The organism is Streptomyces sp. NPDC050703 (assembly GCF_040654435.1).
Lineage (GTDB): Bacteria > Actinomycetota > Actinomycetes > Streptomycetales > Streptomycetaceae > Streptomyces.
In genome coordinates this window covers 21,965-46,598 of record NZ_JBFAHX010000032.1, presented here as the reverse complement: position 1 = coordinate 46,598, position 24,634 = coordinate 21,965, and the positions used below count along the sequence as shown (strand labels likewise).

Below are 24,634 nucleotides of genomic sequence, written 5' to 3'. Positions count from 1 at the left end.
TTCGGACAGAACCCTGTGAAGCGGATCACGAGGACCCCGTTTTGGTTGAATCTTAAACGTCACTTGTCGTACCGTCGGTCGTGCCGGCTGATCTCCAGCACCGCACGTATCCACACGTATCGAGAAGGTTGATCCATGTCTCTCGCCCTTGACCCCGCCGCCCAGGACCTGCTCTTCCGCGAGGCCCGCACCGCGAACACCTTCACCGACGAGCCGGTCACCGACGAGCAGGTCCAGGCGATCTACGACCTGGTCAAGTACGGCCCGACCGCCTTCAACCAGTCGCCGCTGCGCGTCACCCTGGTCCGCTCCCCCGAGGCCCGCGAGCGCCTGGTGCAGCACATGGCCGAGGGCAACCGCCCGAAGACCTCGGCGGCGCCGCTGGTCGCGATCCTCTCCGCCGACAACGAGTTCCACGAGGAGCTCCCGGCACTGTTCCCGCACTTCCCCCAGGCCAAGGACGCCTTCTTCTCCGAGCGCCCCGCCCGTGAGCAGGCCGCCCTCCTGAACGCCGCGCTGCAGGCCGCGTACTTCATCATCGGCGTGCGCGCCGCCGGTCTCGCCGCGGGCCCGATGACCGGTTACGACCCGGCCGGCCTCCAGAAGGAGTTCCTGGACGACGACCACACCCCGCTGATGGTCGTCAACATCGGCAAGCCCGGCGAGGACGCCTGGTTCCCGCGCTCCCCGCGCCTGTCCTACGAGGACGTCGTCACCACGGTCTGAGGACCTGTCCTGCCGGCCCGCTCGCCGCGGTGCCCGGCAGCTTCCGGGCCGGCCGGGCCCGCGTCGGCACAGACCGACGCGCGCCCGGCCGGCCCTTTCCCGTTCGCGAAGGGGGACCGGCCTCCCCTCGGCAGGGTGTAGCTGACCCCCGGCCGATCAGGGGGCGCAGCGGATGGTCCAGGGCACCCCCGCCCGGCGACAGTAGGGCCCATGAACACGCACAAGGCCCTGCTCGCCGCCCTGCTCATCCCGCTCGGTGCCACCCTGGCCGTCGCCCCTGCCGCCTCCGCGGCCCCGACCGCCCCGACCACCGCGACGGCCTCCGCCGACGCCGCCGCGCCCGCCGGCCCGAAGGAGGCCGCGACCGCCGCGTTCCGTACCCCCGAGGCGGCCCTCGACCGGGTGGCCCACCCGCTGCGCACCACCGAGCCCCGCGGCGGCCTGGCCGACCTCCGCCCGTTCGGCCGGATGGTCGGCGACGCCCGGGTGGTGGGCCTGGGCGAGGCCACCCACAGCTCGCACGAGTTCTTCACCGTCAAGCACCGGGTCCTGAGGTACCTGGTCGAGAAGAAGGGCTTCCGGGCCTTCGCCCTCGAAGCCCCGTGGAGCACCGGACTGCGGCTCAACGCCTACCTCACGCGCGGCGAGGGCGACCTGAAGCAGATCATGGACGAGGAGTTCCAGGGGTCCTACCGGTTCTGGAACAACGCCGAGTACCGCGATCTGCTCCAGTGGATGCGCGCGTACAACGTCGAGCACTCCAAGGACCCGGTCCGGTTCGTCGGCGACGACAACGGATTCGCCGGTGCCGAGCTGTACGACGAGGTGAGCGGCTACGCGGCCGAGGCCCGCCCCGAACTCACCCCGAAGCTCACCGAGCTGTACCGGGGCCTGCGGCCCGCCACCGACGCCGAGACCTACGTCAACGACTACCTCGCCAAGCCACTGGCCGAGCGCGAGGAGCTCGCCGAGCGGACCGGCCGGGCGGTGCGGCTGCTGGAGCAGCGGCCCGGCAGGGGTGCCGACGCCGAGGCGCACGCCTGGGCCGTCCAGCACGCCACCGCGATCCACCAGATGACCACGCTGTACGCCTTCGACTGGGACGACCCGCAGCGCGTCCCCGACGCCATGCGCTACCGCGACCAGGTCATGGCGGACAACGTCGCCTGGTGGCAGCGGCGGACCGGCGACAAGATCTTGCTCGCCGCCCACAACGGCCACGTCGCGCTCAAGACCTACGTCCCCGCGAGCCACCCGAAGGTACAGGGCGACTTCCTCCGCGAGCGGCTGGGCCGCGACTACCTGAGCGTCGGCCTCACCTTCGACCAGGGCTCCTTCAACGCCATCGGCCAGGACGGCGGCGTCCACCGCTTCTCCGTCGGCCCGGCCGCGCCCGGCACCACCGAGCACACCCTCGACCGGGTGCGCCACCGCGACTTCGTGGTGGACCTGCGCAAGGCCCCGGCCCCGGCCCGCGCCTGGCTCACCGAGCCCCGCACCGTCAAGAACATCGCCGCCACCTACCCCTGGAACGGGAACGCGGCGGAGATCCGGCTCGCGAAGACGCACGACGTCGTGGTCCACCTCCACCAGGTGGAGGCGGCCCGCATGCTCAAGTAGCGCCGGGCCCGCGCGACGCGGCAGACCGGCCGGCATCCCGGGCCGCCAGGGCGTCCCCCGGGTGCCGGCCGGACGTCACGCCGTCTTCAGCGACTCCGCCATCTTCGCGAGCCGCCCGAACGAGGCCGTGCCCGCGACCACCGTCGTCGCGCCCTTCTCGGTACTCACCAGGGCGTCGTACGTGTCGCCGCGGTACCGCTGCCAGGTGCGGCCGTCGATCTCCTCGGTGGCGGCGGTCTTCCGCGCCTCCTTGGTGGCCTGCGGGATGAACTTGGCCGGCTTGGCGGTGGACTGCTTGACCGCCACGTACTCGCCGTCGGGGTCGAGGAAGCCCAGGTGCCAGCTGTCGTGCTCGGCGCCGTTGAACCGCACCGACGTCGGCTTCCACGCCTTCGTCAGGCCCTCGGGCGCCGCCACGGGATAGGCCGCGGCGCGCCGGGCCGTCAGCAGCTCGACCCGGTAGTCGACGCGCTTGACCGGGGTCTTGGACTCGTCGTGCGGGACGAAGATGTAGATCACGCCTGCCACCAGGGCGATCACCACCAACGACCACACCATGTTCTTGACGGTCTGGGTGCCTTGTCTGCCTGCCACGTCCCCCATGGTCTCAGGCCCGGAATGCGACTCTTCCCCCGGTGCCGCCCTTGGCGCCCCCGGGTGCCGCCGGCCACCTCCGGCCCCGCTCATGCGTGGGGCCCACTGCTCATTTTGTCGGCCTGCGGATAGAGTCGTTCACAATCCCTCATCCGGCCGCCCTCCCGTCGCGCACCACCGCCCTTCCAAGGACGCCCTACGGGCGCGCCACTTTTTTGTATCAGCAGAAAGGTGCTCTTCCGATGACCGAGCATCATCTCCCGTCCGAGCTAGAGGTCTCTCCCGAGGCTCCCGACCGCAACCTCGCCCTGGAACTCGTCCGGGTCACCGAGGCCGCCGCCATGGCGGCGGGCCGCTGGGTCGGCCGCGGCGACAAGAACGGCGCGGACGGCGCCGCCGTCAGGGCCATGCGGACCCTCGTCTCCACCGTCTCGATGAACGGCGTCGTCGTCATCGGCGAGGGCGAGAAGGACGAAGCCCCGATGCTCTTCAACGGAGAGCACATCGGCGACAGCACCGGCGCCGAGGTCGACATCGCCGTCGACCCGATCGACGGCACGACCCTCTGTGCGAAGGGGATGCCGAACGCCATCGCCGTGCTCGCCGCCGCCGACCGCGGCGCGATGTTCGACCCGTCCGCGGTCTTCTACATGGACAAGCTGGTCACCGGCCCCGAGGCCGCCGACTACGTGGACATCAACGCCCCCGTCTCGGTCAACATCCGCCGGGTCGCCAAGGCCAAGAACTCCTCGCCCGAGGACGTCACAGTCATGATCCTCGACCGCCCCCGCCACGAGGGCATCGTCAAGGAGATCCGGGAGACCGGCGCCCGCATCAAGTTCATCTCGGACGGCGACGTCGCGGGCTCGGTCATGGCCGTGCGCGAGGGCACCGGCGTCGACCTGCTCATGGGCATCGGCGGCACCCCCGAGGGCATCATCTCGGCCTGCGCGATCAAGTGCCTGGGCGGCACCATCCAGGGCAAGCTGTGGCCCAAGGACGACGAGGAGCGGCAGCGGGCCGTCGACGCGGGCCACGACCTCGACCGCACGCTCTCGACGGACGACCTGGTCAAGGGCGACAACGTCTTCTTCGTCGCGACCGGCATCACCGACGGCGAGCTGCTCCAGGGCGTCCGCTACCGCGCGGCCACCGCCTCGACGTCGTCGCTGGTCATGCGCTCCAAGTCGGGCACGATCCGCAAGATCGACTCCGATCACCGGCTCTCGAAGCTGCGCGCCTACAGCGCCATCGACTTCGACCGCGCCAAGTAGCGCACCGGACCGCGCAGACATGCGGAGGGGGCGCCCCGTGCGGGGGGCGCCCCCTTCGTCGTACGCCGGTCAGCCGGCGGCGGCTATCGAGTGCGCCGCCTTCTTGAGCTCCATGTCACGCCGGCGGCGCCGGGCCAGGACCACGCGGCGCTCGGCGGCGGTGAGACCGCCCCACACGCCGTACGGCTCGGGCTGGAGCAGGGCGTGCTCGCGGCACTCGACCATCACGGGGCAGCGGCCGCAGACCCGCTTGGCCGCCTCCTCGCGCGAGAGCCGCGCCGCGGTCGGCTCCTTGGACGGGGCGAAGAAGAGTCCGGCCTCGTCACGCCGGCACACCGCCTCCGTGTGCCAGGGGGCGTCGTCGTCGCGGTCCCGCGCTGGGCCTCTTCCCCACGCGCTCGCGTTCCCTCGTGAAGGGGAGACCCCGTCGGCCGGAACTGCGGCGACCTGCGAGGACTGATGCGACGGTTGCAGCACGGCCTACTCCTGACGACGGCTTCGCGAGCGAGAGACGATGCAGCAGCTCTACCCGCTGTGTACGCGCCTATGCACTGAGTTCCGATCGACGCGAACGCGCCCCCGCCGTGCGCGACCCGTGGGGCGTCAGTGCCCCAGGTGCTTGCGCAGCTGCCGGTGGAGATCACGCACGAAGCGGCCGCGCCTCGGCCGCGCCTCGATGCTGCCGAGGATCGCCGTGCCGTCCACGAAGACGACCGGGGCGTCCTGGTCGGGCGAGTCGAGGGTGTCCACCTCGAAGCTGCCGAGGACACCCATGCCGTTGCCGCGCAGCGAGACGTTCTCCGGGACGTGGACCTCGATGGAGCCGAAGACGGCGATCGCCTTGATGACCACCTGGCGCTGCTCGAATATCGCCTCGCTCAGGTCGATCTCGACGCTGCCGAATATCGCGTACGCGTGCGTGCGGCGGGCGACGCGCCAGCGGCCCCTGCGGACGCTGCCGCTGAGCACCGCCACCAGGTTCTCGTCGGCGACCGGCGGGACGGCGCCCGGCGACGGCCTGGCCGGCGCGGGCTCGGGGGCGTGCGCGGCCCGCGGCCGGCCGTGCGCCGCGGGGAGGTCGCCGACCAGCGGCTCCAGCTCGGCCATGGTCTTCGCGCTGTAGACCCCGTCGATCCGCTCGGAGTGCTCCTCCGCGGTGAGGCGGCCCTCCGCCAGGGCCTCGCGGAGGATGTCGGCCGTGCGGTCGCGGTCGGCGTCGGAGGCACGGAGCGAGCCGGCCGATCCGGCCGCGGCGGGGGCGGGCTGCGAGGGGCGCTTTTCGAGGTCCACGCCCGTAGCGTACTCACTCGCGATAGATCGCGACTACCCCCTGTGGACAACCGGGCGGGTCGCCCCGCGCCCCGCCCGGCCGTGGGCCGCCGGGCCTCCTACTGAGCCTTACCTCACAGACCGGGCGCCTCCGGCGCGTCTTACGCTGGTTGACGCGTCGCCAATGGAGGCCGCGCCGCTGTCTGCCGAGTGAGGAATGGCCGTAATGCCAGAGTTTGCGTACTCCGATCTGCTCCCGCTGGGAGAGGACACCACCCCGTACCGGCTGGTGACCGCCGAGGGTGTCTCCACCTTCGAGGCCGACGGGCGGACGTTCCTCAAGGTCGACCCGGAGGCCCTGCGCAAGCTCGCCGCCGAGGCCATCCACGACATCCAGCACTACCTGCGGCCCGCGCACCTGGCCCAGCTCCGGCGCATCATCGACGACCCCGAGGCGTCGGGCAACGACAAGTTCGTCGCCCTCGACCTGCTGAAGAACGCGAACATCGCCGCCGCCGGCGTGCTCCCCATGTGCCAGGACACCGGCACCGCCATCGTCATGGGCAAGCGCGGCCAGAACGTCCTCACGGAGGGCGGCGACGAGGAGGCGCTCTCCCGGGGCATCTACGACGCGTACACGAAGCTCAACCTCCGGTACTCCCAGATGGCCCCGCTGACCATGTGGGAGGAGAAGAACACCGGCTCCAACCTGCCCGCGCAGATCGAGCTGTACGCGACCGACGGCGGCGCCTACAAGTTCCTCTTCATGGCCAAGGGCGGTGGCTCGGCGAACAAGTCGTTCCTCTACCAGGAGACGAAGGCCGTCCTGAACGAGACCTCCATGATGAAGTTCCTGGAGGAGAAGATCCGCTCGCTCGGTACGGCCGCGTGTCCGCCGTACCACCTGGCGATCGTCGTCGGCGGCACGTCCGCCGAGTTCGCCCTGAAGACCGCGAAGTACGCCTCCGCGCACTACCTCGACGAGCTGCCCGCCGAGGGCTCCCCCACCGGGCACGGCTTCCGGGACAAGGAGCTGGAGGAGAAGGTCTTCGAGCTGACGCAGAAGATCGGCATCGGCGCGCAGTTCGGCGGCAAGTACTTCTGCCACGACGTCCGCGTCGTGCGCCTGCCCCGCCACGGCGCCTCGCTGCCCGTCGCCATCGCCGTCTCCTGCTCGGCCGACCGCCAGGCCACCGCGAAGATCACCGCCGAGGGCGTCTTCCTCGAGCAGCTGGAGACGGACCCGGCGCGCTTCCTGCCGGAGACCACGGACGAGCACCTGGGCGAGGAGGACGTCGTCAGGATCGACCTCAACCAGCCCATGGACGCCATCCTCGCCGAGCTGACCAAGCACCCGGTGAAGACCCGCCTGTCGCTGACGGGACCGCTGGTCGTGGCCCGCGACATCGCGCACGCCAAGATCAAGGAGCGGCTCGACGCGGGCGAGGAGATGCCGCAGTACCTGAAGGACCACCCCGTGTACTACGCGGGCCCCGCGAAGACCCCCGAGGGCTACGCCTCCGGCTCCTTCGGACCGACCACGGCCGGGCGCATGGACTCCTACGTGGAGCAGTTCCAGGCGGCGGGCGGCTCCAAGGTCATGCTCGCCAAGGGCAACCGGAGCAAGCAGGTCACCGACGCGTGCGACGCGCACGGCGGCTTCTACCTCGGCTCGATCGGCGGCCCGGCCGCGCGCCTGGCCCAGGACTGCATCAAGAAGGTCGAGGTCGTCGAGTACGAGGAGCTGGGCATGGAGGCGGTCTGGAAGATCGAGGTGGAGGACTTCCCCGCGTTCATCGTCGTCGACGACAAGGGCAACGACTTCTTCACTTCCCGGGAACCCGAGCAGCCGACGTTCACCAGCATCCCCGTCCGGGGGCCTGGCCTGGCGTAACGCACCCCTGACCCGCGCAGAGAGCCCCTGGCCGCCGGTCGGGGGCTCTCGCCGTTCCTGCCCTCACGCGGCGCTGTCCAGCACTGCCCGAACCTCGGGCACGTCGGCATACTCGGAGAGCCGGTCAAGCACCACGCGCACCCGCTCAGCCGTCCGTTCGCTGGCCACGTCCGCCGACAGACTGATGACCCTCTCGGCCACTGCTGCGGCTTCCGCGGGCTCGTTGGCGTCGGCATAGGCCACGGCCAGCCAGGAGAGGTAGAGGGCCATTTCCCGTGTATGCGTAGCGTCGTATTCCTTGAGCACCTCTCGCAGCAAAGGGACGGCCCGCAAGGGGCGGCGCAGTTCCGTGTAGACGCGGCTCTCCATGACGCGGAGTTCCCCCGCGTCGACCCAATACAGATAGGCGGGTGACTCCGTGCCGGGGGTGTCTGCGGTCAAGGCTTCCCCGGCCTCTCCAAGTGCGCGCATGGCGGGCTGCGGCTGGTTCGCCTTCGTGTGCGCCCAAGCCACTCGATCGAGGTACAGGGCGCGGGCTTTCGGTGGCGCGTCCGCAGCGTCATGCAGGGCGGCTTGCGCAAGGGTGACCCCCTCGGCTTCCCGACCCGTGTTGCTGAACTGGTAGGCCAGGGAACCGGCGATGTTCCCGGCCAGGGTGAAATCCTCGGCCTGTCGGGCGGCACTGATCCCTAGCCGGTAGATCCGTTCCGCCTCTTCATGCTGACCCGCGTCACTGGCGATCCAACCCGCGATCTGCGCCAACTCCCCGAGCTGCCGCAACAGATCGCGGCCGATCACGTCGGTGTGCGCGTGTTCCCGATAAAGCTTCACGGCACGTCGCAGCTCCCGCAGCGCGGGCCGAATGAGATCGCCCCCGGCCAAAAAGTCGTCGGCCAGGCGCAAGCCGTGCACGCGCTGCTGAAGGTCGGTGATCTGCCCCGACCCGATACGGCGTCCCTCACGGCCGCTCAGAGGGGCCAGAGGATCATCCTCGGGCAGGAAGTCGGCCAGGGTCGGCAGCGGCGGTTCAGCGGGCGACTGGGGGGCTTGCAACACGTCTACGGGAACGCCGAGGGCGGCGGCCAGGATGGGGAGCCATTCACGGGGGGTGCGCTTCCCCGTCTCCCATCGACTGATCTCCTGACGCCCGACCGGATCGCCCTGAACGCCGGCGAGGCGGCACACCTCGCCCGCCAAACGCGCCTGGCTCCAGCGGAGCCGTTCGCGCTCACGCCGGATGTTGGCCCCGATGCTGCTCCCCATAGCCCCAGTCTGGCCGACGGTTGGCCTACACGGGGCCGCTAGTCCCGACTTCCACACGGCGCGACGATCACTCTGCACCGAGACGAGGAGACGGCGACGATGGCAAGCCAGACCAGGGCAGGCACCGACGCACGGCAACCCGAGTACGTGACCTACGCCCCCAAGGGTTACTGCTGCCCCGAGTGCAAACAGCCGATCAAGAGCCTTGAGCGTGCGATCCGAGGCACCGCCCCCATGCCGGCCGGTGCGCCCGCCGTGACCTACCGGCACGCCGAGTGCCCCAAGGTGCAGTCATGACAGCCCCCGCAAAGCGCGTCAGCGCCCGCGTGAGCGCCTTACCCGAGCCGGACCCAGTCAGTCTTGTTGGCGGCGACGAGAAGGCGTCAGAAAGGGGCTGGTGGGCCGAGTACGGGGGAATTCGTGACTCGGCTTCCGGCGTGATCGCATTCCCGCCGAATGCGCTCCCTCCGTGCTCGGTCGCGAACTGCCAACGCTGCGCAGGAAAGCAGGGGGAATGAGAGCCGATGACCGATTGCCGAGAGAACCCAGGCGCGGTCCAGTCGACCCCTCCACATGCATGGCGTGCGCAACGCTGCGAGGAAATGCCCGCGCTGCCGCACGGACCGACGATCCGCTCTTGGCCTTGGCCACTGTGTCAGCTTATGGAGACTGACCGCATTTCTGGTCTGGACGCTCGCCGGCTTCCTGCTGACTCTGCCCCGATGATCTCCGCCCCTGCCGGATATATCTAATCCGGCTCCCCCTCTGTTGTCGGACGCGACTTCGGCAGGGGCGGTGCAGTACCCCGTTTCGCAGACAGCGAGACGGATGGACAGGCACCATCCATGCCACGGGAGGTAACCAAATGCGTAAGCACTGGCTCACGATGACGGACGGCGGGAACCCGCAGGACGACAGCAACAGCGGCAACAAGCACGGCGGCGGCTCGGACGAGGGTGGCAACACCAACGACGGCCAGGGACCGGCGGACGGTCGCTGAATGAGCGAGCACCACGAAGCGGACGCCACCCCGGAAGGGTTGGCGTCCGCGCTCATGGAAAAGGGTGTCCTGTCGTCTGATTGGCTCCCCGCATTCAAGCGGGCACCGCGCCACCTGTTCGTGCCCGATGCGATCTGGCCGGGTACGGCAGACGGTAACCACCAACAGAACCGGATCATCCGGTCCGAGGAACCCCGCGCATGACGGCGAGCCGTTTACACGGACGCGCCGATCACGACGCAATGGGATGACGGCACGTACACCGGGCCGGACAAAGGCAAGATCCCTCCTCTCCCAACTCCATGCCCACCATGGTGTTTTCGATGCTCGATGCGCTGAGCATTCACGAAGGCCATACGGTTCTGGAGATCGGGACAGGTACCGGCTGGAATGCCGGGCTTCTGTCGCACCGCGCAGGACCCGAAAACGTCGTCACGATCGAAGTGGACGACGCAGTCTCGGCGGACGCCAGAAAGCGGCTCCAGAACGTCGGATTCCATCCCCTGGCCGTCGTCGGAGACGGCGCGGAAGGATACGTCCCGGCAGCGCCTTATGACCGAGTCATCGCCACATGCTCAATCGGCCGAGTCCCCTACGCGTGGGTCGAGCAGACCACCAGCGCGTGAAACGGAAGCATGTCCGCGAATACCTGAACGGCAAGCCATGGCCAGCCGACGGCATCAAGTCGACCACAACTCTTTCCCCGGATGCTGTGGGCGACTGGCACGTCATGTTCGGCATTGGGGTTCAGGTCCCCGAGGCGTTTCCATGGATGGAATCGTACGCGGACGGCTCTTACACCCTGTGGCTTCGGGATACGGCGGTCACGTCATGGGCGACTGCGGACTTCGAGAAAGACCGCGCAGAGTTCGAAGTCGTCCAGTCCGGCCCCCGGAAACTGTGGAACGAAGTGGAAAAGGCTTACGGATGGTGGGACGCGCAGGGGCGTCCCGGATTCGAGCGGTTCGGTCTCACGGTTACCGCCGAGGGTGAGACAGTCTGGCTCGATGAACCAACGAATCCCGTTCCGCTGGTTCTCGGCTGAAACGAAGGAGAAGGGGCACCCAACGTTAGTCGGGTGCCCCTGTGTATTGCTTACGGCCGTCGACGGCAGGGCCAGCGGTCCAGTGCTCTACGGCCTGCCTCTGCTTCTCGGGACTGGCCGTGTCGTCCTTCAGGATCGACAGGCGGACAGCCCCCAGAACCCTTGCACGCGTGATCATGCCGGGGATCGCACGAGGGTCCACGCAAGATGAACAAGCCGAACGGCTTCTTCCAGGACCCGGCCCCCGAGCCGACGTTCACGCACATCCCGGTGCGCGGCCCGGGCCTGGTCCAGCGGCGAAGCCTGAGAGCGGGGCCCTTCCACGCGTGCGTGGAGGGGCCCTTCCCGTACCGGCGGGCAGTCGGCCGGGGAATAGGCGGATCAAGACACGCGCTCACCTTTTCGATGCTTTTCGACGGGGTCGAGCGGAGAGGTAGGTTCACGGCATGACCAGCGACGACCGCACCGGCGGGTACCGGACCGAGCACGATTCGATGGGCGAGGTGCGGGTCCCCGCGGACGCCAAGTGGCGTGCCCAGACCCAGCGCGCGGTGGAGAACTTCCCCGTCTCGGGGCAGCGCATCGAGCGGGCCCACATCGCGGCCCTCGCGCAGATCAAGGCTGCCGCAGCCAAGGTCAACGCGTCCCTCGGCGTGCTCGACGAGGACGTCGCGGAGGCCATCGCGGACGCGGCGGCCGAGGTCGCGGACGGCCGCTGGGACGAGCACTTCCCCGTGGACGTCTTCCAGACCGGCTCCGGCACCTCGTCCAACATGAACGCCAACGAGGTCATCGCCACGCTCGCCACCGAGCGGCTCGGCCGCGACGTGCACCCCAACGACCACGTCAACGCCTCGCAGTCCTCGAACGACGTCTTCCCCTCCTCGATCCACATCGCGGCGACCGGCGCGGTCACCGGCGACCTGATCCCGGCCCTGGAGCACCTCGCCACCGCCCTGGAGCGCAAGGCCGAGGAGTTCGCCGACGTGGTGAAGTCCGGGCGCACGCACCTGATGGACGCCACGCCCGTGACCCTCGGCCAGGAGTTCGCCGGGTACGCGGCCCAGATGCGGTACGGCGTGGAGCGGCTGAGGGCCTCGCTGCCGCGCCTGGCCGAACTGCCCCTCGGCGGCACGGCCGTGGGCACCGGCATCAACACCCCGCCCGGCTTCTCCGCCGCCGTCATCGAGGAGATCGCGCGGGCCACGGGCCTGCCGCTGACCGAGGCCCGCGACCACTTCGAGGCGCAGGGCGCGCGCGACGGCATCGTGGAGACCAGCGGGCAGCTCAGGACCATCGGCGTGGGCCTGACGAAGATCGCCAACGACCTGCGGTGGATGGCGTCGGGCCCGCGCACGGGCCTCGCCGAGATCAGCCTGCCCGACCTGCAGCCCGGCTCCTCGATCATGCCGGGCAAGGTGAACCCGGTCATCCCCGAGGCCGCCCTGATGGTCGCCGCCCAGGTGACGGGGAACGACGCGACGGTCGCCGCGGCCGGCGCCGCGGGCAACTTCGAGCTGAACGTCATGCTGCCGGTGATCGCCAAGAACGTCCTGGAGTCGGTCCGCCTCCTCGCCAACGTCTCGCGGCTCCTCGCCGACCGCACCGTCGATGGCATCACCGCCCACCGGGAGCGGGCCAGGGAGTACGCCGAGTCCTCGCCCTCCGTCGTGACGCCGCTGAACAAGTACATCGGCTACGAGGAGGCCGCGAAGGTGGCGAAGAGGTCCCTCGCGGAGCGCAGGACGATCCGCGAGGTCGTCCTGGACTCCGGCTACGTCGAGCGGGGCGCCCTCACCCTGGAGCAGCTCGACGAGGCCCTGGACGTGCTGCGGATGACGCATCCCTGACATCGCACCTCGGGCAACACACGGGCCCCGTACGGTGACGGCGTCTAATATCTGTCCATGACAGACCTCGACGGAAAGACGGCGGACGGCGGAGCGGCCAGGTGGGCCCCCGGCGACCACATCCTGTGGCGGTACCGGGAGAACGCCGGGGACCGCTTCCACATCTGCCGTCCCGTCACCGTCGTCCAGGACACCCCCTCGCTGCTCGCCGTGTGGATGGCGCCCGGCACCGAGTGCGTGAAGCCGGTGCTCGCCGACGGCACGCCCGTGCACCGCGAGCCGCTCGCCACCCGCTACACCAAGCCGCGCACGGTCAGCAGGAGCCACTGGGCCGGCACCGGCGTCCTGAAGCTGGCGCACCCCGGCGAGCCGTGGTCGGTCTGGCTGTTCTGGGACCACGGCTGGCAGTTCAAGAACTGGTACGTGAACCTGGAGGAGCCCCTGGCGCGCTGGGCGGGCGGGGTGGACTCCGAGGATCACTTTCTGGACATCTCCGTGCGCCCGGACCGGAGTTGGCAGTGGCACGACGAGGACGAGTTCGCACAGGCCCTGCGGGTGGGCCTGATGGACCCCGAGAAGGCCGCTGACGTCCGCGCCGCCGGCCGGGCCGCCCTCGGCGTGATCGAGGCCTGGGGGGCACCGTTCTCGGACGGCTGGCAGCGCTGGCGCCCCGATCCGTCCTGGGACGTACCCTCCCTCCCGGATGACTGGGACCGTACGCCCGCGCATGTGTCGTCATGAGACCCTTGATGCGCCCCCGAGGGTCAAACGTAGGATCGTCCTCCGCAAGGGCGCACAGCAGCAACTCCGCGAACCCGTGCGGTGCCTGACAGGAAGTCATCGAGGGGCGGCAGAACGTGAGCGTGGACCGCAGAGGACAGGCCGAGGCCTTCGACGGCATCGGGCAGTCCTACGACGACGCCTTCCCGCACAAGGAGGGCCAGCTCGCCGCGGGGCGCCGCCTGATCGAGGCGCTGCCGCCCGGCTCCCGCGTGCTCGACGTGGGCTGCGGCACGGGCCTGCCCACCGCCCGCCAGCTCACCGGGGCCGGTCACACCGTCCTCGGCACGGACATCTCGGCGGGCATGCTGCGCCTGGCCGAAAAGAACGTCCCCGCGGCGGAGTTCCGGCAGATCGACATCGCGGACCTGCGGGCCGACGGGCCGGGGGGAATCGGCCGGTTCGACGGCATCGTCTGCTTCTTCGCCCTGCTGATGCTGCCGCGCCCCGAGATCCCCGCGGCGCTGCGGCGGCTGCACGGGCTGCTGCGTCCCGGGGGCCTGCTGGCGCTGTCCATGGTCGAGGCCGACCTCGACGACGTGGCGATCCCGTTCCTGGGACACACGATCCGGGTATCGGGTTACCTGGGCGACGAGCTGCGTCAGGTCGTGGGCGAGGCGGGCTTCGACATCGCCGGCGAGGCCACGTACTCGTACGCGCCGACGAGCACCGACGTACCACCCGAGCAACAGATCTTTCTGCACTGCCGACGCGGCTGAGCGACGCGCAACGCTGGACGGCGCGCTCGGCGCGCAGCCCCGGACGGACGGATTCGAAACGCGTGACGGAGCACCTCACCCCATACGAGGGTCGCAAGGCACCCGCTGCCGAGCCGACCGCCCCCGCGGACCCCCGCGGGGCGCTGCTGCGTTCCTCCGGCGCGCCCGGGGCCGGTGAGCACTCCCAGCCCTCGGCCGCCGAGCCCGACCCCGGCAGGCCGCGCCCGCCCGAGGCCGTGCCGCCCCCGCCCGCCGCGGCGCCGGCGGGGCCGCCGGACGGCGAGGAGCGGCGCACCGGCAGGCCGCGGCCGCCGGGTGCCGGGCCCGTGGCGATGCGGCGCGACGGCGACCGGCTGCGGTTCGTGGGCGCGGCGACGCGGCGGATCGCCCGCGGCATCGATCTCGACGAGATCGTGATGGGCCTGTGCCGCGCCACGGTCCCGACGTTCTCCGACGCGATCCTCGTCTATCTGCGCGACCCGCTGCCCGTCGGCGACGAGCGGCCCACGGGCCCGCTGGTGCTGCGCCTGCGCCGCGCCGACCGGCTGCGCTCCCTGGAGGAGGGCGTCGAGGAGTCGGACACCGACGGCGGCGCGCCGTCCTCGCTCCAGATCGTGCCGGGCGGCGACTTCACGGGCATCACGGCCACCGCCGAGCTGTGCGAGGTGCGGCCGGGCGGCGCGCTCGCCGAGGTGCTGCGGGGCGTGCGCCCGGTCTTCGCGGACTCGGCGGCGGCCCAGGCGGCGCTGCCCGAACTCCTCGGTGAGGGGCGGACCGTGCCGGCGGGGCAGCGGGCCATCCTCGCGCCGCTGCGGGGCAGGCGGCGGGTGATCGGCGCGGCCGTGTTCCTGCGCCGCCCCGACCGCCCGGCCTTCGAGGTGGACGACCTCCTCGTCGCCGCCCAGCTGGCCACGCACAGCGCGCTCGGCATCGACAAGGCGGTCCTGTACGGCCGCGAGGCGTACATCGCCGACGAGCTGCAGCGCACCATGCTCCCCGAGACGCTGCCGCGCCCGACCGGTGTGCGGCTCGCCTCGCGCTATCTGCCGGCGGCCGAGACCGCCCGGGTCGGCGGCGACTGGTACGACGCGATCCCGCTGCCCGGCAGCCGTGTCGCCCTGGTGGTGGGCGACGTCATGGGGCACTCGATGACCTCGGCCGCGATCATGGGCCAGCTCCGGACGACGGCGCAGACCCTCGCCGGGCTCGACCTGCCGCCGCAGGAGGTCCTGCACCACCTCGACGAGCAGGCCCAGCGGCTGGGCTCCGACCGCATGGCCACCTGCCTGTACGCGGTCTACGACCCGGTCTCGCACCGCATCACCATCGCCAACGCCGGGCATCCGCCGCCCGTCCTGCTGCACCTGGGCGGGCGCGCCGAGGTGCTTCGCGTGCCGCCGGGCGCCCCGATCGGCGTGGGCGGCGTCGACTTCGAGGCCGTGGAGCTCGACGCCCCGGCGGGCGCGACGCTGCTCCTGTACACGGACGGGCTCGTGGAGTCCCGGCTGCGGGACGTGTGGACCGGCATAGAGCAGTTGCGGGAACGTCTCGCCGCGACGGCGCAGCTGACGGGCCCGGACCACCCGCCGCCCCTTGAGGCGCTCTGCGACGAGGTGCTCGACATGCTGGGCCCCGGCGACCGGGACGACGACATCGCGCTGCTCGCCGCCCGCTTCGACGGCATCGCGCCGAGCGACGTCGCGTACTGGTTCCTGGAACCGGAGAACGCCACGCCGTCCCGCGCCCGCCGCCTGGCCCGCAGCGCCCTCGCCCGCTGGGGCCTTGAGGAGATGACGGACGCGGTGGAGCTGCTCGTCAGCGAGGTCGTCACCAACGCCGTGCGGTACGCGTCCCGGCCGATCACCCTGCGGCTGCTCCGCACCGACGTCCTGCGCTGCGAGGTCGGCGACGACGTGCCGCAGCTGCCGAGGCTCCGCCAGGCCCGCGCCACGGACGAGGGCGGCCGGGGGCTCTACCTGGTCAACAAGATGGCCCGGCGGTGGGGCGCCACGCGCCTGAGCACGGGCAAGGTCGTCTGGTTCGAGCTGAACCGGAGCTGACCGCACGGACACGCGAGGGCGCCCGGAACCTCTCGGTTCCGGGCGCCCTCGCGTGCTGTGAGCCGTCAGTCCCTGCCGGGCAGCCGGTCGGGGTCGTCCGGCTCCTCGGCCGTGTCGCTCGGCCCCGGCTCGGTGGTCGGCGGCTTCGTCGTCGGGTCCTCCGACGGCGGCCTGGTCGTCGGGTCGTCGGACGGCGGCTTCGTCGTCGGGGTCTCCGACGGCGGCTTCGTCGTCGGGTCGTCCTCGGGCTCCGTCGGCTCGGTCGTCGGTGCCTTCGGGGCCTTCGTCGTCGGCTCCGGGGGCGGCGCGACGGCGGCGCCCATGTCGGTGTCGAGGTCGAACTCGCTGGGCGAGCCCATCGCCTCGAAGGTGTACGCCGCCCAGATGTCGGCGGGGAAGCTGCCGCCGTCGACGCGTGCGCGGCCGCCCGCGCCCTTCATGGAGACCTGCTTGTTCTTCTCCGGCGTGCCGGGGGCGCCCTCGCCGAACAGGCCGACGGAGGTGACCAGCTTCGGCGTGTAGCCGGTGAACCAGGCCGACTTGTTGTCGTCGGAGGTACCGGTCTTGCCCGCCACGTCCTGCGCCGGGTTGCGCACCGCGCTGCCGGTGCCGTCGTCGACCACGCCGGTCAGGACCGAGGTGAGCGAGTCGGCCGTGCCGCGCTTGACCACCTGGTCGCCGATCGGGTCGGGCAGGTCGACCGTGCGGTCCTTGTGCTCGACCGAGGCGACGAGCGCCGGGGTGACCTTCTTGCCGTGGTTGTCGAGGGTGGCGTACACGCCCGCCATCTCCAGGGGGCTCGCGCCCATGGAGCCGAGGGTCTGGGCGGGCACGGCGGGCAGGCCCTTGACGTTCATGCCGAGCTTGCCCGCCATCTCCATGACCTCGGGCATCCCGACGTCCACGCCCATCTGCGCGAAGACGGAGTTGACGGACTTGTTCATCGCCTTCTGGACGGTGACGGGGCCATAGTCGACGCCGTCCTCGTTCGGCGGCGCGAAGCCCACGTCGCTGCCCCTGACCGGGCGCTCGCTGGTGCCGTCGTACACCGTGCCCGCGGTGATCGGCTTGCCGTCCTGCGTGGTGGCGCCGTGCTCCAGGGCCGCGGCGAGGATCAGCGGCTTGAAGGTGGAGGCCGCCTGGTAGTCGCGGCGGGTGGCGTTGTTCGTGTAGTGCTTCACGTAGTCCTCGCCGCCGTACATGGCGAGGACCTTGCCGTTCCTGGGGTCGACGGAGGCGGCGCCCGCCTGGACCCGGGCGTCGGCCTTGTTGTCCTTGCGGTCGAGCCGGTCGTTCAGCTTCTTGTCGACGGCCTCTTCTAGCTGCTTCTGCTTCTCGGGGTCGATGTTCAGCGTGACGGTGTAGCCGCCGGCCTCGAACTCGGCCTCGGTGAGGTCGCTGTTCCGCAGGATCTCCTGCTTCGCCTCCTCCACGAGGTAGCCGATCTGGCCCTCGCGGCCGGGCGGTGCCTTCGGGTCATCGGGCTTGGCGAACGTGAGTCCCGCCCGCTTGCCGGAGTCCAGCCAGCCCTCTTCGACCATGTTGTCGAGTACGTAGTTCCAGCGCTGCTTGACGAGCTTCCTGCCGGTCGGCGACGCGACCGCCCAGTCGTACTGGCTGGGGGCCTGGAGGAGGGCCGCGAGGTAGGCGCCCTCCTCCACCTCCAGGTCCTTGGCGTCGACGCCGTAGTAGGCCTGGGCCGCGGCCTGGATGCCGTAGGCGCCGCGTCCGTAGTAGCTGGTGTTGATGTACCCCGCGAGGATGTCGTCCTTGCTCTTCTCGCGGTCCACCTTGAGCGAGACCACCAGTTCCTTCAGCTTGCGGCTGACGGTCTGCTCCTGGCTGAGGTAGTAGTTCTTCACGTACTGCTGGGTGATGGTCGAACCACCCTGCTTGCCCTTGCCGGTCACCGTGTTGAGGACGCCGCGGGCCGTGCCCTTGAAGTCGACGCCCTCGTCCTTGTAGAAGGACTTGTTCTCGGCGGCGACGAACGTCTTCTGTACGTCCTCGGGCACCTTGTCCAGGTCGACGATCTCGCGGTTCACGTCACCGGTCCGCGCGATGATCTTGCCGTCGCTGTACTTGTAGACGTTGCTCTGCTTCTTCGCGAGGGCGTTGCCCTCGGGGATGTCGACCACCAGGTACAGCACGACGAAGCCGAGCATGCCGAGCAGCACGAATCCGAAGAACGTGCCCAGCATCTTCTTCCAGGTGAAGAAGCGGCGTATGCCGGTGCGCCTGGGCTTGCCCCCGCCTGACGGGCGCCCGCGCGCTGCCCGGCGGGCACCGCGCTGCCGCGCTTGTCGTTCTTCGGCTCGGCCCATGACTGAGGATGCTCCGCTTCCGTCTCGTACGACCCGTACGTCTCGCACTACCACGTGCTTCCCGTACGTGCCGTCTTCTCACTGGCAACTCATCTGGTCGCTAAGTCAGCTCATGAAACTAACACCGCACCAAGGGACAAAGGTCCTTCGATCCGGTCTTTTCCGGACGTGACAATGAGCACCCGCCCCTCAGGAACCGACGGTCTCAGGGGCCGGAAGGTTGCGCTGCCGTTTCCGCCCACCGGCTCTACACCGGGCGTATACACACCACGTATACACGGCGTGTAGAGTGCGTCGCATGTCCATTGGCCACACCCTTCTGGGTCTCCTGGAGTCGGGCCCCCGGCACGGCTACGACCTCAAGCGCGCCTTCGACGAGAGGTTCGGGCACGACAAGCCCCTGCACTACGGGCAGGTCTACTCGACCATGTCCCGCCTGCTGAAGAACGGCCTCGTCGAGGTCGACGGCATAGAGGCGGGCGGCGGTCCCGAGCGCAAGCGGTACGCGATCACCGAGGCCGGCGTCACGGACGTCCAGCGGTGGCTCGCCACCCCGGAGAAGCCGGAGCCCTACCTCCAGTCGACCCTCTACACCAAGGTCGTGCTCGCGCTCCTCACCGAGCGCGACGCCGCCGAACTCCTCGACGTGCAGCGCGCCGAACACCTGCGCCTGATGCGCATCCTCACCGACCGCAAGCGCAAGGGCGACCTCGCCGACCAGCTCATCTGCGACCACGCGCTCTTCCATCTCGAAGCCGATCTGCGCTGGCTCGAACTGACCGCCGCACGCCTCGGCAGGCTCGCCCAGGAGGTGCGCCCCGCATGACCCCCGCTGGTTCCCTGCTCCAGGCCGACGGACTCCGCAAGACCTACGGCCCGACCGCCGCGCTCGACGGCGCCGCCTTCTCCATCCACCCCGGCGAGGTCGTCGCCGTCATGGGCCCCTCGGGCTCCGGCAAGTCGACCCTGCTGCACTGCCTCGCCGGGATCGTCCGGCCCGACGAGGGCTCCATCACGTACAACGGCCGCGAGCTGACCGGCATGCCGGACGCCGCGCTGAGCGCGCTGCGGCGCAGCGAGTTCGGCTTCGTCTTCCAGTTCGGTCAGCTCGTGCCCGAGCTGACCTGCGTCGAGAACGTGGCCCTCCCGCTGCGGCTGAACGGCGTCCGGCGCAAGGAGGCCGAGGCGACCGCGCGGACCTGGATGGAGCGCCTGGAGGTCGACGACGTCACCGCCAAGCGGCCCGGCGAGGTCTCCGGCGGCCAGGGCCAGCGCGTGGCCGTCGCCCGCGCGCTCGCCACCAGCCCCCGTGTGGTCTTCGCCGACGAGCCGACGGGCGCGCTGGACTCCCTCAACGGCGAACGCGTCATGGAGCTCCTCACCGACGCCGCCCGTTCGACCAACGCCGCCGTCGTCCTCGTCACCCACGAGACCCGGGTCGCCGCCTACTCCGACCGCGAGATCGTCGTGCGCGACGGCAGGTCGCGCGACATGGAGCGGGCGGTATGAGCCTCGACACCCGCGCCAGGGCCACGACGCCCGCCGCCGCGCCCGCCGCCGGGAAGACGGCGGGCAAGGGGCCGCGCGCCTTCCTGCGCGACCTCGCCATGGGCGCGCGCTTCGCCCTCGGCGGCGGCCGCGAGGGCTGGACCCGCACGCTGCTCACCGCGGTCGGCGTCGGTCTCGGTGTGGCGCTGCTGCTCGGCGCCGCCTCCGTGCCCGAGCTGATGCAGCGGCGCGAGGACCGCTCGGTGGCCCGCTCGGCGGAGGACCAGTTCTCCGGCAAGCCCGCCGCGAAGTCGGACTCGACGGTGCTCCAGCGCGACGTGCAGACCGACTTCCGCGATTCGACGGTGAGCGGCCGCGTGCTGCGCGCCGAGGGCTCGCACCCCGTCGTGCCGCCCGGCATCGCGAAGCTGCCGGGCGACGGCGAGATGATCGTCTCCCCCGCCCTGCGGGACCTCCTGGAAAGCCCCGACGGCGCCCTGCTCAAGGAGCGCTTCGACCGGTACCGGATCACGGGCACCATCGCCGACGCGGGCCTCGTCCACCCCAAGGAGCTCTACTACTATGCCGGTTCCGACTCCCTCACCCGCGACCAGGGCGGCCACCGCGTCGCCCGGTTCGGCTGGGCCCAGCCCGGTGAGCCCCTCGACCCGCTCCTCGTCGTCCTCGTCGTCCTGATCTGCGTGGTCCTGCTCACCCCGGTGGTCATCTTCATCGGCACCGCCGTCCGCTTCGGCGGCGAGCGGCGCGACCGGCGGCTCGCCGCGCTGCGCCTGGTCGGCGCCGACGCGCACAGCGTGCGCCGGATCGCCGCGGGCGAGGCCCTGTGCGGCGCGCTGCTCGGCCTCGCCGTGGGCGGCATCGCGTTCCTCGGGGTGCGTGAAGTGTTCGGCCTGGTCGACATGTGGCAGGTCAGCGCCTTCCCCTCCGACGTCGTGCCGGTGCCCGGCCTCGCCGTGACGGTCCTCATCGCCGTGCCGGTCACCTCCGTCGTGGTCACGCTGATCTCCCTGCGGGCCGTCTCCATCGAGCCGCTCGGCGTCGTGCGCAACACCAGGCCCCGCAGGCGGCGGCTGTGGTGGCGCGTGGTCATGCCGCTGCTCGGGCTCGGCATCCTGCTGGCCGCGGGCCGCGTCGGCGGCGACATCGCCCCGCCGGTCTACGCCATCGGCCTGGGCTCGACGCTCACCCTGGTGGGCCTGGCCGCGCTGCTGCCCTGGCTCGTCGAGGCGAGTGTGGCCAGGCTGCGCGGCGGCGGCCCCGTGCCCTGGCAGCTCGCCGTCCGCAGGCTGCAGCTGAGCAGCGGCACGGCGGCCAGGGCGGTCAGCGGCATCACCGTGGCGGTCGCGGGCGCGGTGGCCCTGCAGATGCTGTTCGTGGCGATGCACGACGACTTCAACCGCACCACCGACAACGCCCCCGGCCGCGCCAGCCTGGTGGTCAGGGCCGACGTGGGCGACGGCGAACTCGCCGAGCAGATGATCGAGCGGTTCCGTACGACCAAGGGCGTCGAGCACGTCATCGGCACGGTCACCACGTACGTCGTGAAGCCCGGCCGGGTGAAGAGCGGCGACGACATCCGGCCCACCACGGAGCTGACGGTCGCCACCTGCGAGAACCTGCGCGAACTCGCCCGCATCGGCCGGTGCAGGGACGGCGACACCTTCGTCGCGCACACCGGCGACCAGGGGATGAACGACTGGGTCGACGAGACGGCCCGCCGCGGCAAGCCGGTCGACCTCAACGCCGAAAGCTGGGAAAAGGCCGGGCAGCGGCACATGCCGTGGACGCTGCCCGCCGACTCCCGCGTGGTCAGGACCCGTCCCGACCCGAGCGGCGAGGAGCACAACGGCATCTACGCCACCCCCGGCGCCCTCGACCCCGCCGAGCTGGTCGACGCCTCGACGACCGCCATGATCAAGGTCGACATGGACACACCGGACGCCGAGGAGTACATCCGCAACACCGCCGCCCGCGTCGGCCCGTTCCTCGACGTGATGACGTTGCGCGCCGTGGAGCGCGACAAGCAGTACGCCACCGTCCAGACCGGCCTGCAGATCGGCGCGATGGCCACGATGGTGCTGATCGCGGCGTCCATGCTGGTGTCGATGCTGGAGCAGTTGCGCGAGCGCAGGAAGCTCCTCGCGGCGCTCACCGCCTTCGGCACCCGGCGCTCCTCGATGGCGTGGTCGGTGCTGTGGCAGACGGCGGTCCCGGTCGCCATCGGCCTGGCCCTCGCGGTCGCCGGCGGCCTCGGCCTCGGCTGGGTCATGGTCCGCATGATCGACAAGCCGGTCACCGACTGGTGGCTCTTCCTGCCGCTGACCGGCGCGGGAGCCGTCCTCGTCGCGGCCGTGACGCTGCTCAGCCTGCCGCCGCTGTGGCGCATGATGCGGCCGGACGGCCTGCGCACGGAGTAGCGCGGACAGCGGTTCCGTGCCGCCGGTACGGGTGGGTCACACCACCCGTACCGGCAGCGGGCGTACGGCACCCCGCAGCGCCGTGGCCAGCTCCTCGTACTCGGCGGCCCGCGCGGCCCCCGTCCGCATCGCCAGGGCGATCCGCCGGGTGGGCGCCGGGTCGGCGAAGTACCCGGTGAGCAGCTGGTTGCTGCGGCTGGTCTCCACCCGCACCGCGGTGCGCGGCAGCAGCGTCACGCCGAGCCCGCCGGCCACCAGCTGTACGAGGGTGGAGAGCCCGGCCGCCGTGGTGGTCACCGGGGCCTCGGCGCGGCCGGCCTCGCGGCAGATGTCGAGGGCCTGGTCGCGCAGGCAGTGCCCCTCGTCGAGGAGCAGCAGCCGCAGCTCCTTCAGCGCCTCGCGGGGGATTCCCTCGCGGCCGCCGAGCCAGTGGTCGAGCGGCGTGACGAGCACGAAGTCCTCGTCGAAGAGCGGCAGTTCGGTGACGCCGGGCACGCCGAGCGGGACGGCGAGGAGCAGCAGGTCGAGCCGGCCCGCGGTGAGCCCCTCGATCAGCGACGAGGTCTGCTCCTCGTGCACCTGGAGGTCCAGGTCGGGATAGGTCTCGTGGACGAGCGTGATGACCGTGGGCAGCAGGTAGGGCGCGACGGTCGGGATCACGCCGAGCCGCAGCGCGCCGGTGAACGGCGCCTTGACGGCGTCGGCCTCCTCCATGAGCGCCTCGACCTCGCCGAGGACCGCCCCGACCCGCACGGCGAGCCGCTCGCCCGCCGGGGAGAGCAGCACCTTGCGGGTGGTCCGCTCCAGGAGCTGGACACCCAGTGCCTCCTCAAGGGACGCGACGGCTCCCGAGAGAGCCGGCTGGCTCATTCCGATCGCCGCGGCCGCGTCCCTGAAGTGCAGATGCTCGGCCACGGCCGCGAACGCGCGCAGCTGCGCCAGACTCGGCTGCTTGCCTTGGGGCTGCTTGCCCCTATTTATGGCTCGCACTGATAACCACCTCCGATCAACACGACCCACTCTAGCTATTTCCCTAATCAATGCACCCTGTGCCACCATCGACACCAGTCCAACCCCCCAGGAAAGTCCCCAAAAGGGACTCTCTTCGCGCAAGGAGTACGAGTGCTCACTGTCGGTGACAAGTTCCCCGAGTTCGACCTGACCGCCTGTGTCTCCCTGGAGAAGGGCAAGGAGTTCGAGCAGATCAACCACAAGACCTACGAAGGCAAGTGGAAGATCGTCTTCGCGTGGCCCAAGGACTTCACCTTCGTGTGCCCGACCGAGATCGCGGCCTTCGGCAAGCTGAACGACGAGTTCGCCGACCGTGACGCCCAGATCCTCGGCTTCTCCGGTGACTCCGAGTTCGTGCACCACGCCTGGCGCAAGGACCACCCGGACCTGACGGACCTGCCCTTCCCGATGCTGGCGGACTCCAAGCACGAGCTCATGCGTGACCTCGGCATCGAGGGCGAGGACGGCTTCGCGCAGCGCGCCGTCTTCATCGTCGACCAGAACAACGAGATCCAGTTCACGATGGTGACCGCCGGTTCCGTGGGCCGTAACCCCAAGGAGGTCCTCCGGGTCCTCGACGCGCTCCAGACCGACGAGCTCTGCCCGTGCAACTGGACCCAGGGCGACGAGACCCTTGACCCGGTCGCGCTGCTCTCGGGCGAGTGAACGGAGCTCACTGACATGGCACTCGACGAACTGAAGTCCGCCGTACCGGACTACGCCAAGGACCTGAAGCTGAACCTCGGCTCGGTCATCGGCAACTCGGACCTGCCCAAGCAGCAGCTCTGGGGCACCGTGCTGGCCTGCGCCATCGCGTCCCGCTCCCCGAAGGTGCTGCGCGAGCTGGAGCCCGAGGCGAAGGCGAACCTCTCCCCCGAGGCGTACACCGCCGCCAAGTCGGCCGCGGCCGTCATGGCGATGAACAACGTCTTCTACCGCACGCGCCACCTGCTCTCCGACCCGGAGTACGGGACGATGCGCGCCGGTCTGCGGATGAACGTCATCGGCAACCCCGGGGTCGAGAAGGTCGACTTCGAGCTGTGGTCGCTCGCGGTCTCCGCGATCAACGGCTGCGGCCAGTGCCTGGACTCGCACGAGCAGGTCCTGCGCAAGGCCGGTGTCGACCGCGAGACGATCCAGGAGGCCTTCAAGGTCGCCGCGGTCATCCAGGCGGTCGGCGTCACGCTGGACTCCGAGGACGTCCTGGCGTAACGAGCCCCCACACGGCAGCGGCCCGGTCCGAAACCAAGGTTTCGGACCGGGCCGCTGCCGTATGTCC

24 protein-coding genes are annotated in these 24,634 nt (G+C 70.7%); 18 read left to right on the top strand and 6 right to left on the bottom strand.

Annotated elements, in window-relative coordinates; translation table 11 throughout:
• The first annotated feature begins 135 nt into the window (after positions 1-135).
• Together AB0I16_RS26050 and AB0I16_RS26045 are read left to right on the top strand one after the other, a co-directional pair.
• Entirely contained in the window at positions 136-726 is a 591-nt protein-coding gene (locus tag AB0I16_RS26050; RefSeq protein WP_363251983.1) for a malonic semialdehyde reductase, read from the top strand.
• Between the two features lie 210 nt (positions 727-936).
• A complete protein-coding gene (locus AB0I16_RS26045; RefSeq protein WP_363251981.1) occupies positions 937-2,346 on the top strand; it encodes an erythromycin esterase family protein in 1,410 nt (469 codons plus the stop codon).
• Between the two features lie 75 nt (positions 2,347-2,421).
• On the opposite strand, the gene AB0I16_RS26040 is transcribed toward AB0I16_RS26045, so the two are convergent.
• Entirely contained in the window at positions 2,422-2,940 is a 519-nt protein-coding gene (locus AB0I16_RS26040; RefSeq protein WP_363251980.1) for a DUF4245 domain-containing protein, read from the bottom strand.
• A 242-nt stretch (positions 2,941-3,182) separates the two neighbouring features.
• On the opposite strand from AB0I16_RS26040, the gene glpX reads away from it, so the two are divergent.
• Entirely contained in the window at positions 3,183-4,214 is a 1,032-nt protein-coding gene (gene glpX, locus AB0I16_RS26035; protein WP_363251979.1) for a class II fructose-bisphosphatase, read from the top strand.
• Between the two features lie 69 nt (positions 4,215-4,283).
• On the opposite strand, the gene AB0I16_RS26030 is transcribed toward glpX, so the two are convergent.
• Together AB0I16_RS26030 and AB0I16_RS26025 are read right to left on the bottom strand one after the other, a co-directional pair.
• Positions 4,284-4,691: a WhiB family transcriptional regulator gene (locus AB0I16_RS26030; RefSeq protein WP_363251978.1), complete on the bottom strand. Its 408-nt coding sequence runs from the start codon at positions 4,689-4,691 to the stop codon at positions 4,284-4,286.
• Between the two features lie 126 nt (positions 4,692-4,817).
• Entirely contained in the window at positions 4,818-5,504 is a 687-nt protein-coding gene (locus AB0I16_RS26025; RefSeq protein ID WP_363251977.1) for a DUF1707 domain-containing protein, read from the bottom strand.
• A gap of 205 nt (positions 5,505-5,709) precedes the next feature.
• On the opposite strand from AB0I16_RS26025, the gene AB0I16_RS26020 reads away from it, so the two are divergent.
• Positions 5,710-7,377: a fumarate hydratase gene (locus AB0I16_RS26020; RefSeq protein WP_363251976.1), complete on the top strand. Its 1,668-nt coding sequence runs from the start codon at positions 5,710-5,712 to the stop codon at positions 7,375-7,377.
• Between the two features lie 63 nt (positions 7,378-7,440).
• On the opposite strand, the gene AB0I16_RS26015 is transcribed toward AB0I16_RS26020, so the two are convergent.
• The gene (locus tag AB0I16_RS26015) at positions 7,441-8,640 is read right to left on the bottom strand and encodes a helix-turn-helix transcriptional regulator (RefSeq protein ID WP_363251975.1); all 1,200 of its coding nucleotides are present in this window, start codon (positions 8,638-8,640) and stop codon (positions 7,441-7,443) included.
• Positions 8,641-8,739: 99 nt separating this feature from the next.
• Here AB0I16_RS26015 and AB0I16_RS26010 point away from each other — a divergent pair, with 99 nt between their 5' ends.
• The 9 genes from AB0I16_RS26010 (at position 8,740) to AB0I16_RS25970 (ending at position 16,094) form a co-directional block, all read left to right on the top strand.
• Positions 8,740-8,937, top strand: coding sequence for a hypothetical protein (locus AB0I16_RS26010; protein ID WP_363251974.1), 198 nt, complete (start codon positions 8,740-8,742; stop codon positions 8,935-8,937).
• A gap of 568 nt (positions 8,938-9,505) precedes the next feature.
• Entirely contained in the window at positions 9,506-9,640 is a 135-nt protein-coding gene (locus tag AB0I16_RS26005; RefSeq protein ID WP_363251973.1) for a hypothetical protein, read from the top strand.
• On the top strand, positions 9,641-9,844 hold the full coding sequence (locus tag AB0I16_RS26000; protein ID WP_363251972.1) for a hypothetical protein: 204 nt from the start codon (positions 9,641-9,643) through the stop codon (positions 9,842-9,844).
• Between the two features lie 98 nt (positions 9,845-9,942).
• Positions 9,943-10,266, top strand: a complete 324-nt coding sequence (locus tag AB0I16_RS25995; protein WP_363251971.1) for a methyltransferase domain-containing protein — start codon at positions 9,943-9,945, stop codon at positions 10,264-10,266.
• Positions 10,263-10,685 (top strand): hypothetical protein, encoded by a 423-nt coding sequence (locus AB0I16_RS25990; protein ID WP_363251970.1) that lies wholly within the window; start codon positions 10,263-10,265, stop codon positions 10,683-10,685. The genes AB0I16_RS25995 and AB0I16_RS25990 overlap by 4 nt, the downstream gene beginning before the upstream one ends.
• Positions 10,686-11,131: 446 nt before the next feature.
• The gene (locus tag AB0I16_RS25985; protein WP_363251969.1) at positions 11,132-12,535 is read left to right on the top strand and encodes a class II fumarate hydratase; all 1,404 of its coding nucleotides are present in this window, start codon (positions 11,132-11,134) and stop codon (positions 12,533-12,535) included.
• 57 nt (positions 12,536-12,592) lie between these two features.
• On the top strand, positions 12,593-13,276 hold the full coding sequence (locus tag AB0I16_RS25980; protein WP_363251968.1) for a DUF402 domain-containing protein: 684 nt from the start codon (positions 12,593-12,595) through the stop codon (positions 13,274-13,276).
• A gap of 116 nt (positions 13,277-13,392) precedes the next feature.
• A complete protein-coding gene (locus tag AB0I16_RS25975) occupies positions 13,393-14,034 on the top strand; it encodes a class I SAM-dependent methyltransferase (RefSeq protein ID WP_363251967.1) in 642 nt (213 codons plus the stop codon).
• A 62-nt stretch (positions 14,035-14,096) separates the two neighbouring features.
• On the top strand, positions 14,097-16,094 hold the full coding sequence (locus AB0I16_RS25970) for an ATP-binding SpoIIE family protein phosphatase (protein ID WP_363251966.1): 1,998 nt from the start codon (positions 14,097-14,099) through the stop codon (positions 16,092-16,094).
• 65 nt (positions 16,095-16,159) lie between these two features.
• Here AB0I16_RS25970 and AB0I16_RS25965 read toward each other — a convergent pair whose 3' ends face one another.
• Positions 16,160-18,418 (bottom strand): transglycosylase domain-containing protein, encoded by a 2,259-nt coding sequence (locus tag AB0I16_RS25965; RefSeq protein ID WP_363251965.1) that lies wholly within the window; start codon positions 18,416-18,418, stop codon positions 16,160-16,162.
• Between the two features lie 298 nt (positions 18,419-18,716).
• Here AB0I16_RS25965 and AB0I16_RS25960 point away from each other — a divergent pair, with 298 nt between their 5' ends.
• Genes AB0I16_RS25960 through AB0I16_RS25950 form a run of 3 tightly spaced genes read left to right on the top strand, consistent with a single transcriptional unit; the run spans position 18,717 to position 22,344 of the window.
• The gene (locus AB0I16_RS25960; protein ID WP_363251964.1) at positions 18,717-19,244 is read left to right on the top strand and encodes a PadR family transcriptional regulator; all 528 of its coding nucleotides are present in this window, start codon (positions 18,717-18,719) and stop codon (positions 19,242-19,244) included.
• Positions 19,241-19,927 carry an ABC transporter ATP-binding protein gene (locus AB0I16_RS25955; protein ID WP_363251963.1) on the top strand — a complete coding sequence of 229 codons (687 nt, stop codon included), beginning with the start codon at positions 19,241-19,243 and terminating at the stop codon, positions 19,925-19,927. Before AB0I16_RS25960 ends, AB0I16_RS25955 begins: the two co-directional genes overlap by 4 nt.
• Positions 19,924-22,344, top strand: a complete 2,421-nt coding sequence (locus tag AB0I16_RS25950) for an ABC transporter permease (RefSeq protein WP_363251962.1) — start codon at positions 19,924-19,926, stop codon at positions 22,342-22,344. The genes AB0I16_RS25955 and AB0I16_RS25950 overlap by 4 nt, the downstream gene beginning before the upstream one ends.
• 36 nt (positions 22,345-22,380) lie before the next feature.
• Here the strand turns inward: AB0I16_RS25950 and AB0I16_RS25945 are convergent, their stop codons facing one another.
• A complete protein-coding gene (locus tag AB0I16_RS25945) occupies positions 22,381-23,325 on the bottom strand; it encodes a LysR substrate-binding domain-containing protein (RefSeq protein WP_363252029.1) in 945 nt (314 codons plus the stop codon).
• 141 nt (positions 23,326-23,466) lie between these two features.
• Here AB0I16_RS25945 and AB0I16_RS25940 point away from each other — a divergent pair, with 141 nt between their 5' ends.
• Entirely contained in the window at positions 23,467-24,021 is a 555-nt protein-coding gene (locus tag AB0I16_RS25940; RefSeq protein ID WP_363251961.1) for a peroxiredoxin, read from the top strand.
• Positions 24,022-24,036: 15 nt separating this feature from the next.
• Positions 24,037-24,567: an alkyl hydroperoxide reductase gene (locus AB0I16_RS25935; protein WP_150216448.1), complete on the top strand. Its 531-nt coding sequence runs from the start codon at positions 24,037-24,039 to the stop codon at positions 24,565-24,567.
• Positions 24,568-24,634: the final 67 nt, after the last annotated feature.

Coding starts and splice junctions, on each gene's coding strand:
- AB0I16_RS26005 (WP_363251973.1), top strand. CDS start 9,506: ATGCGTAAGCACTGGCTCACGATGACGGACGGCGGGAACCCGCAGGAC.
- AB0I16_RS26045 (WP_363251981.1), top strand. CDS start 937: ATGAACACGCACAAGGCCCTGCTCGCCGCCCTGCTCATCCCGCTCGGT.
- AB0I16_RS26010 (WP_363251974.1), top strand. CDS start 8,740: ATGGCAAGCCAGACCAGGGCAGGCACCGACGCACGGCAACCCGAGTAC.
- AB0I16_RS26000 (WP_363251972.1), top strand. CDS start 9,641: ATGAGCGAGCACCACGAAGCGGACGCCACCCCGGAAGGGTTGGCGTCC.
- AB0I16_RS26050 (WP_363251983.1), top strand. CDS start 136: ATGTCTCTCGCCCTTGACCCCGCCGCCCAGGACCTGCTCTTCCGCGAG.
- AB0I16_RS25995 (WP_363251971.1), top strand. CDS start 9,943: ATGCCCACCATGGTGTTTTCGATGCTCGATGCGCTGAGCATTCACGAA.
- AB0I16_RS25960 (WP_363251964.1), top strand. CDS start 18,717: ATGTCCATTGGCCACACCCTTCTGGGTCTCCTGGAGTCGGGCCCCCGG.
- AB0I16_RS25980 (WP_363251968.1), top strand. CDS start 12,593: ATGACAGACCTCGACGGAAAGACGGCGGACGGCGGAGCGGCCAGGTGG.
- AB0I16_RS25935 (WP_150216448.1), top strand. CDS start 24,037: ATGGCACTCGACGAACTGAAGTCCGCCGTACCGGACTACGCCAAGGAC.
- AB0I16_RS26015 (WP_363251975.1), bottom strand. CDS start 8,640: ATGGGGAGCAGCATCGGGGCCAACATCCGGCGTGAGCGCGAACGGCTC.
- AB0I16_RS26020 (WP_363251976.1), top strand. CDS start 5,710: ATGCCAGAGTTTGCGTACTCCGATCTGCTCCCGCTGGGAGAGGACACC.
- AB0I16_RS25985 (WP_363251969.1), top strand. CDS start 11,132: ATGACCAGCGACGACCGCACCGGCGGGTACCGGACCGAGCACGATTCG.
- glpX (WP_363251979.1), top strand. CDS start 3,183: ATGACCGAGCATCATCTCCCGTCCGAGCTAGAGGTCTCTCCCGAGGCT.
- AB0I16_RS25950 (WP_363251962.1), top strand. CDS start 19,924: ATGAGCCTCGACACCCGCGCCAGGGCCACGACGCCCGCCGCCGCGCCC.
- AB0I16_RS25965 (WP_363251965.1), bottom strand. CDS start 18,418: ATGGGCCGAGCCGAAGAACGACAAGCGCGGCAGCGCGGTGCCCGCCGG.
- AB0I16_RS25955 (WP_363251963.1), top strand. CDS start 19,241: ATGACCCCCGCTGGTTCCCTGCTCCAGGCCGACGGACTCCGCAAGACC.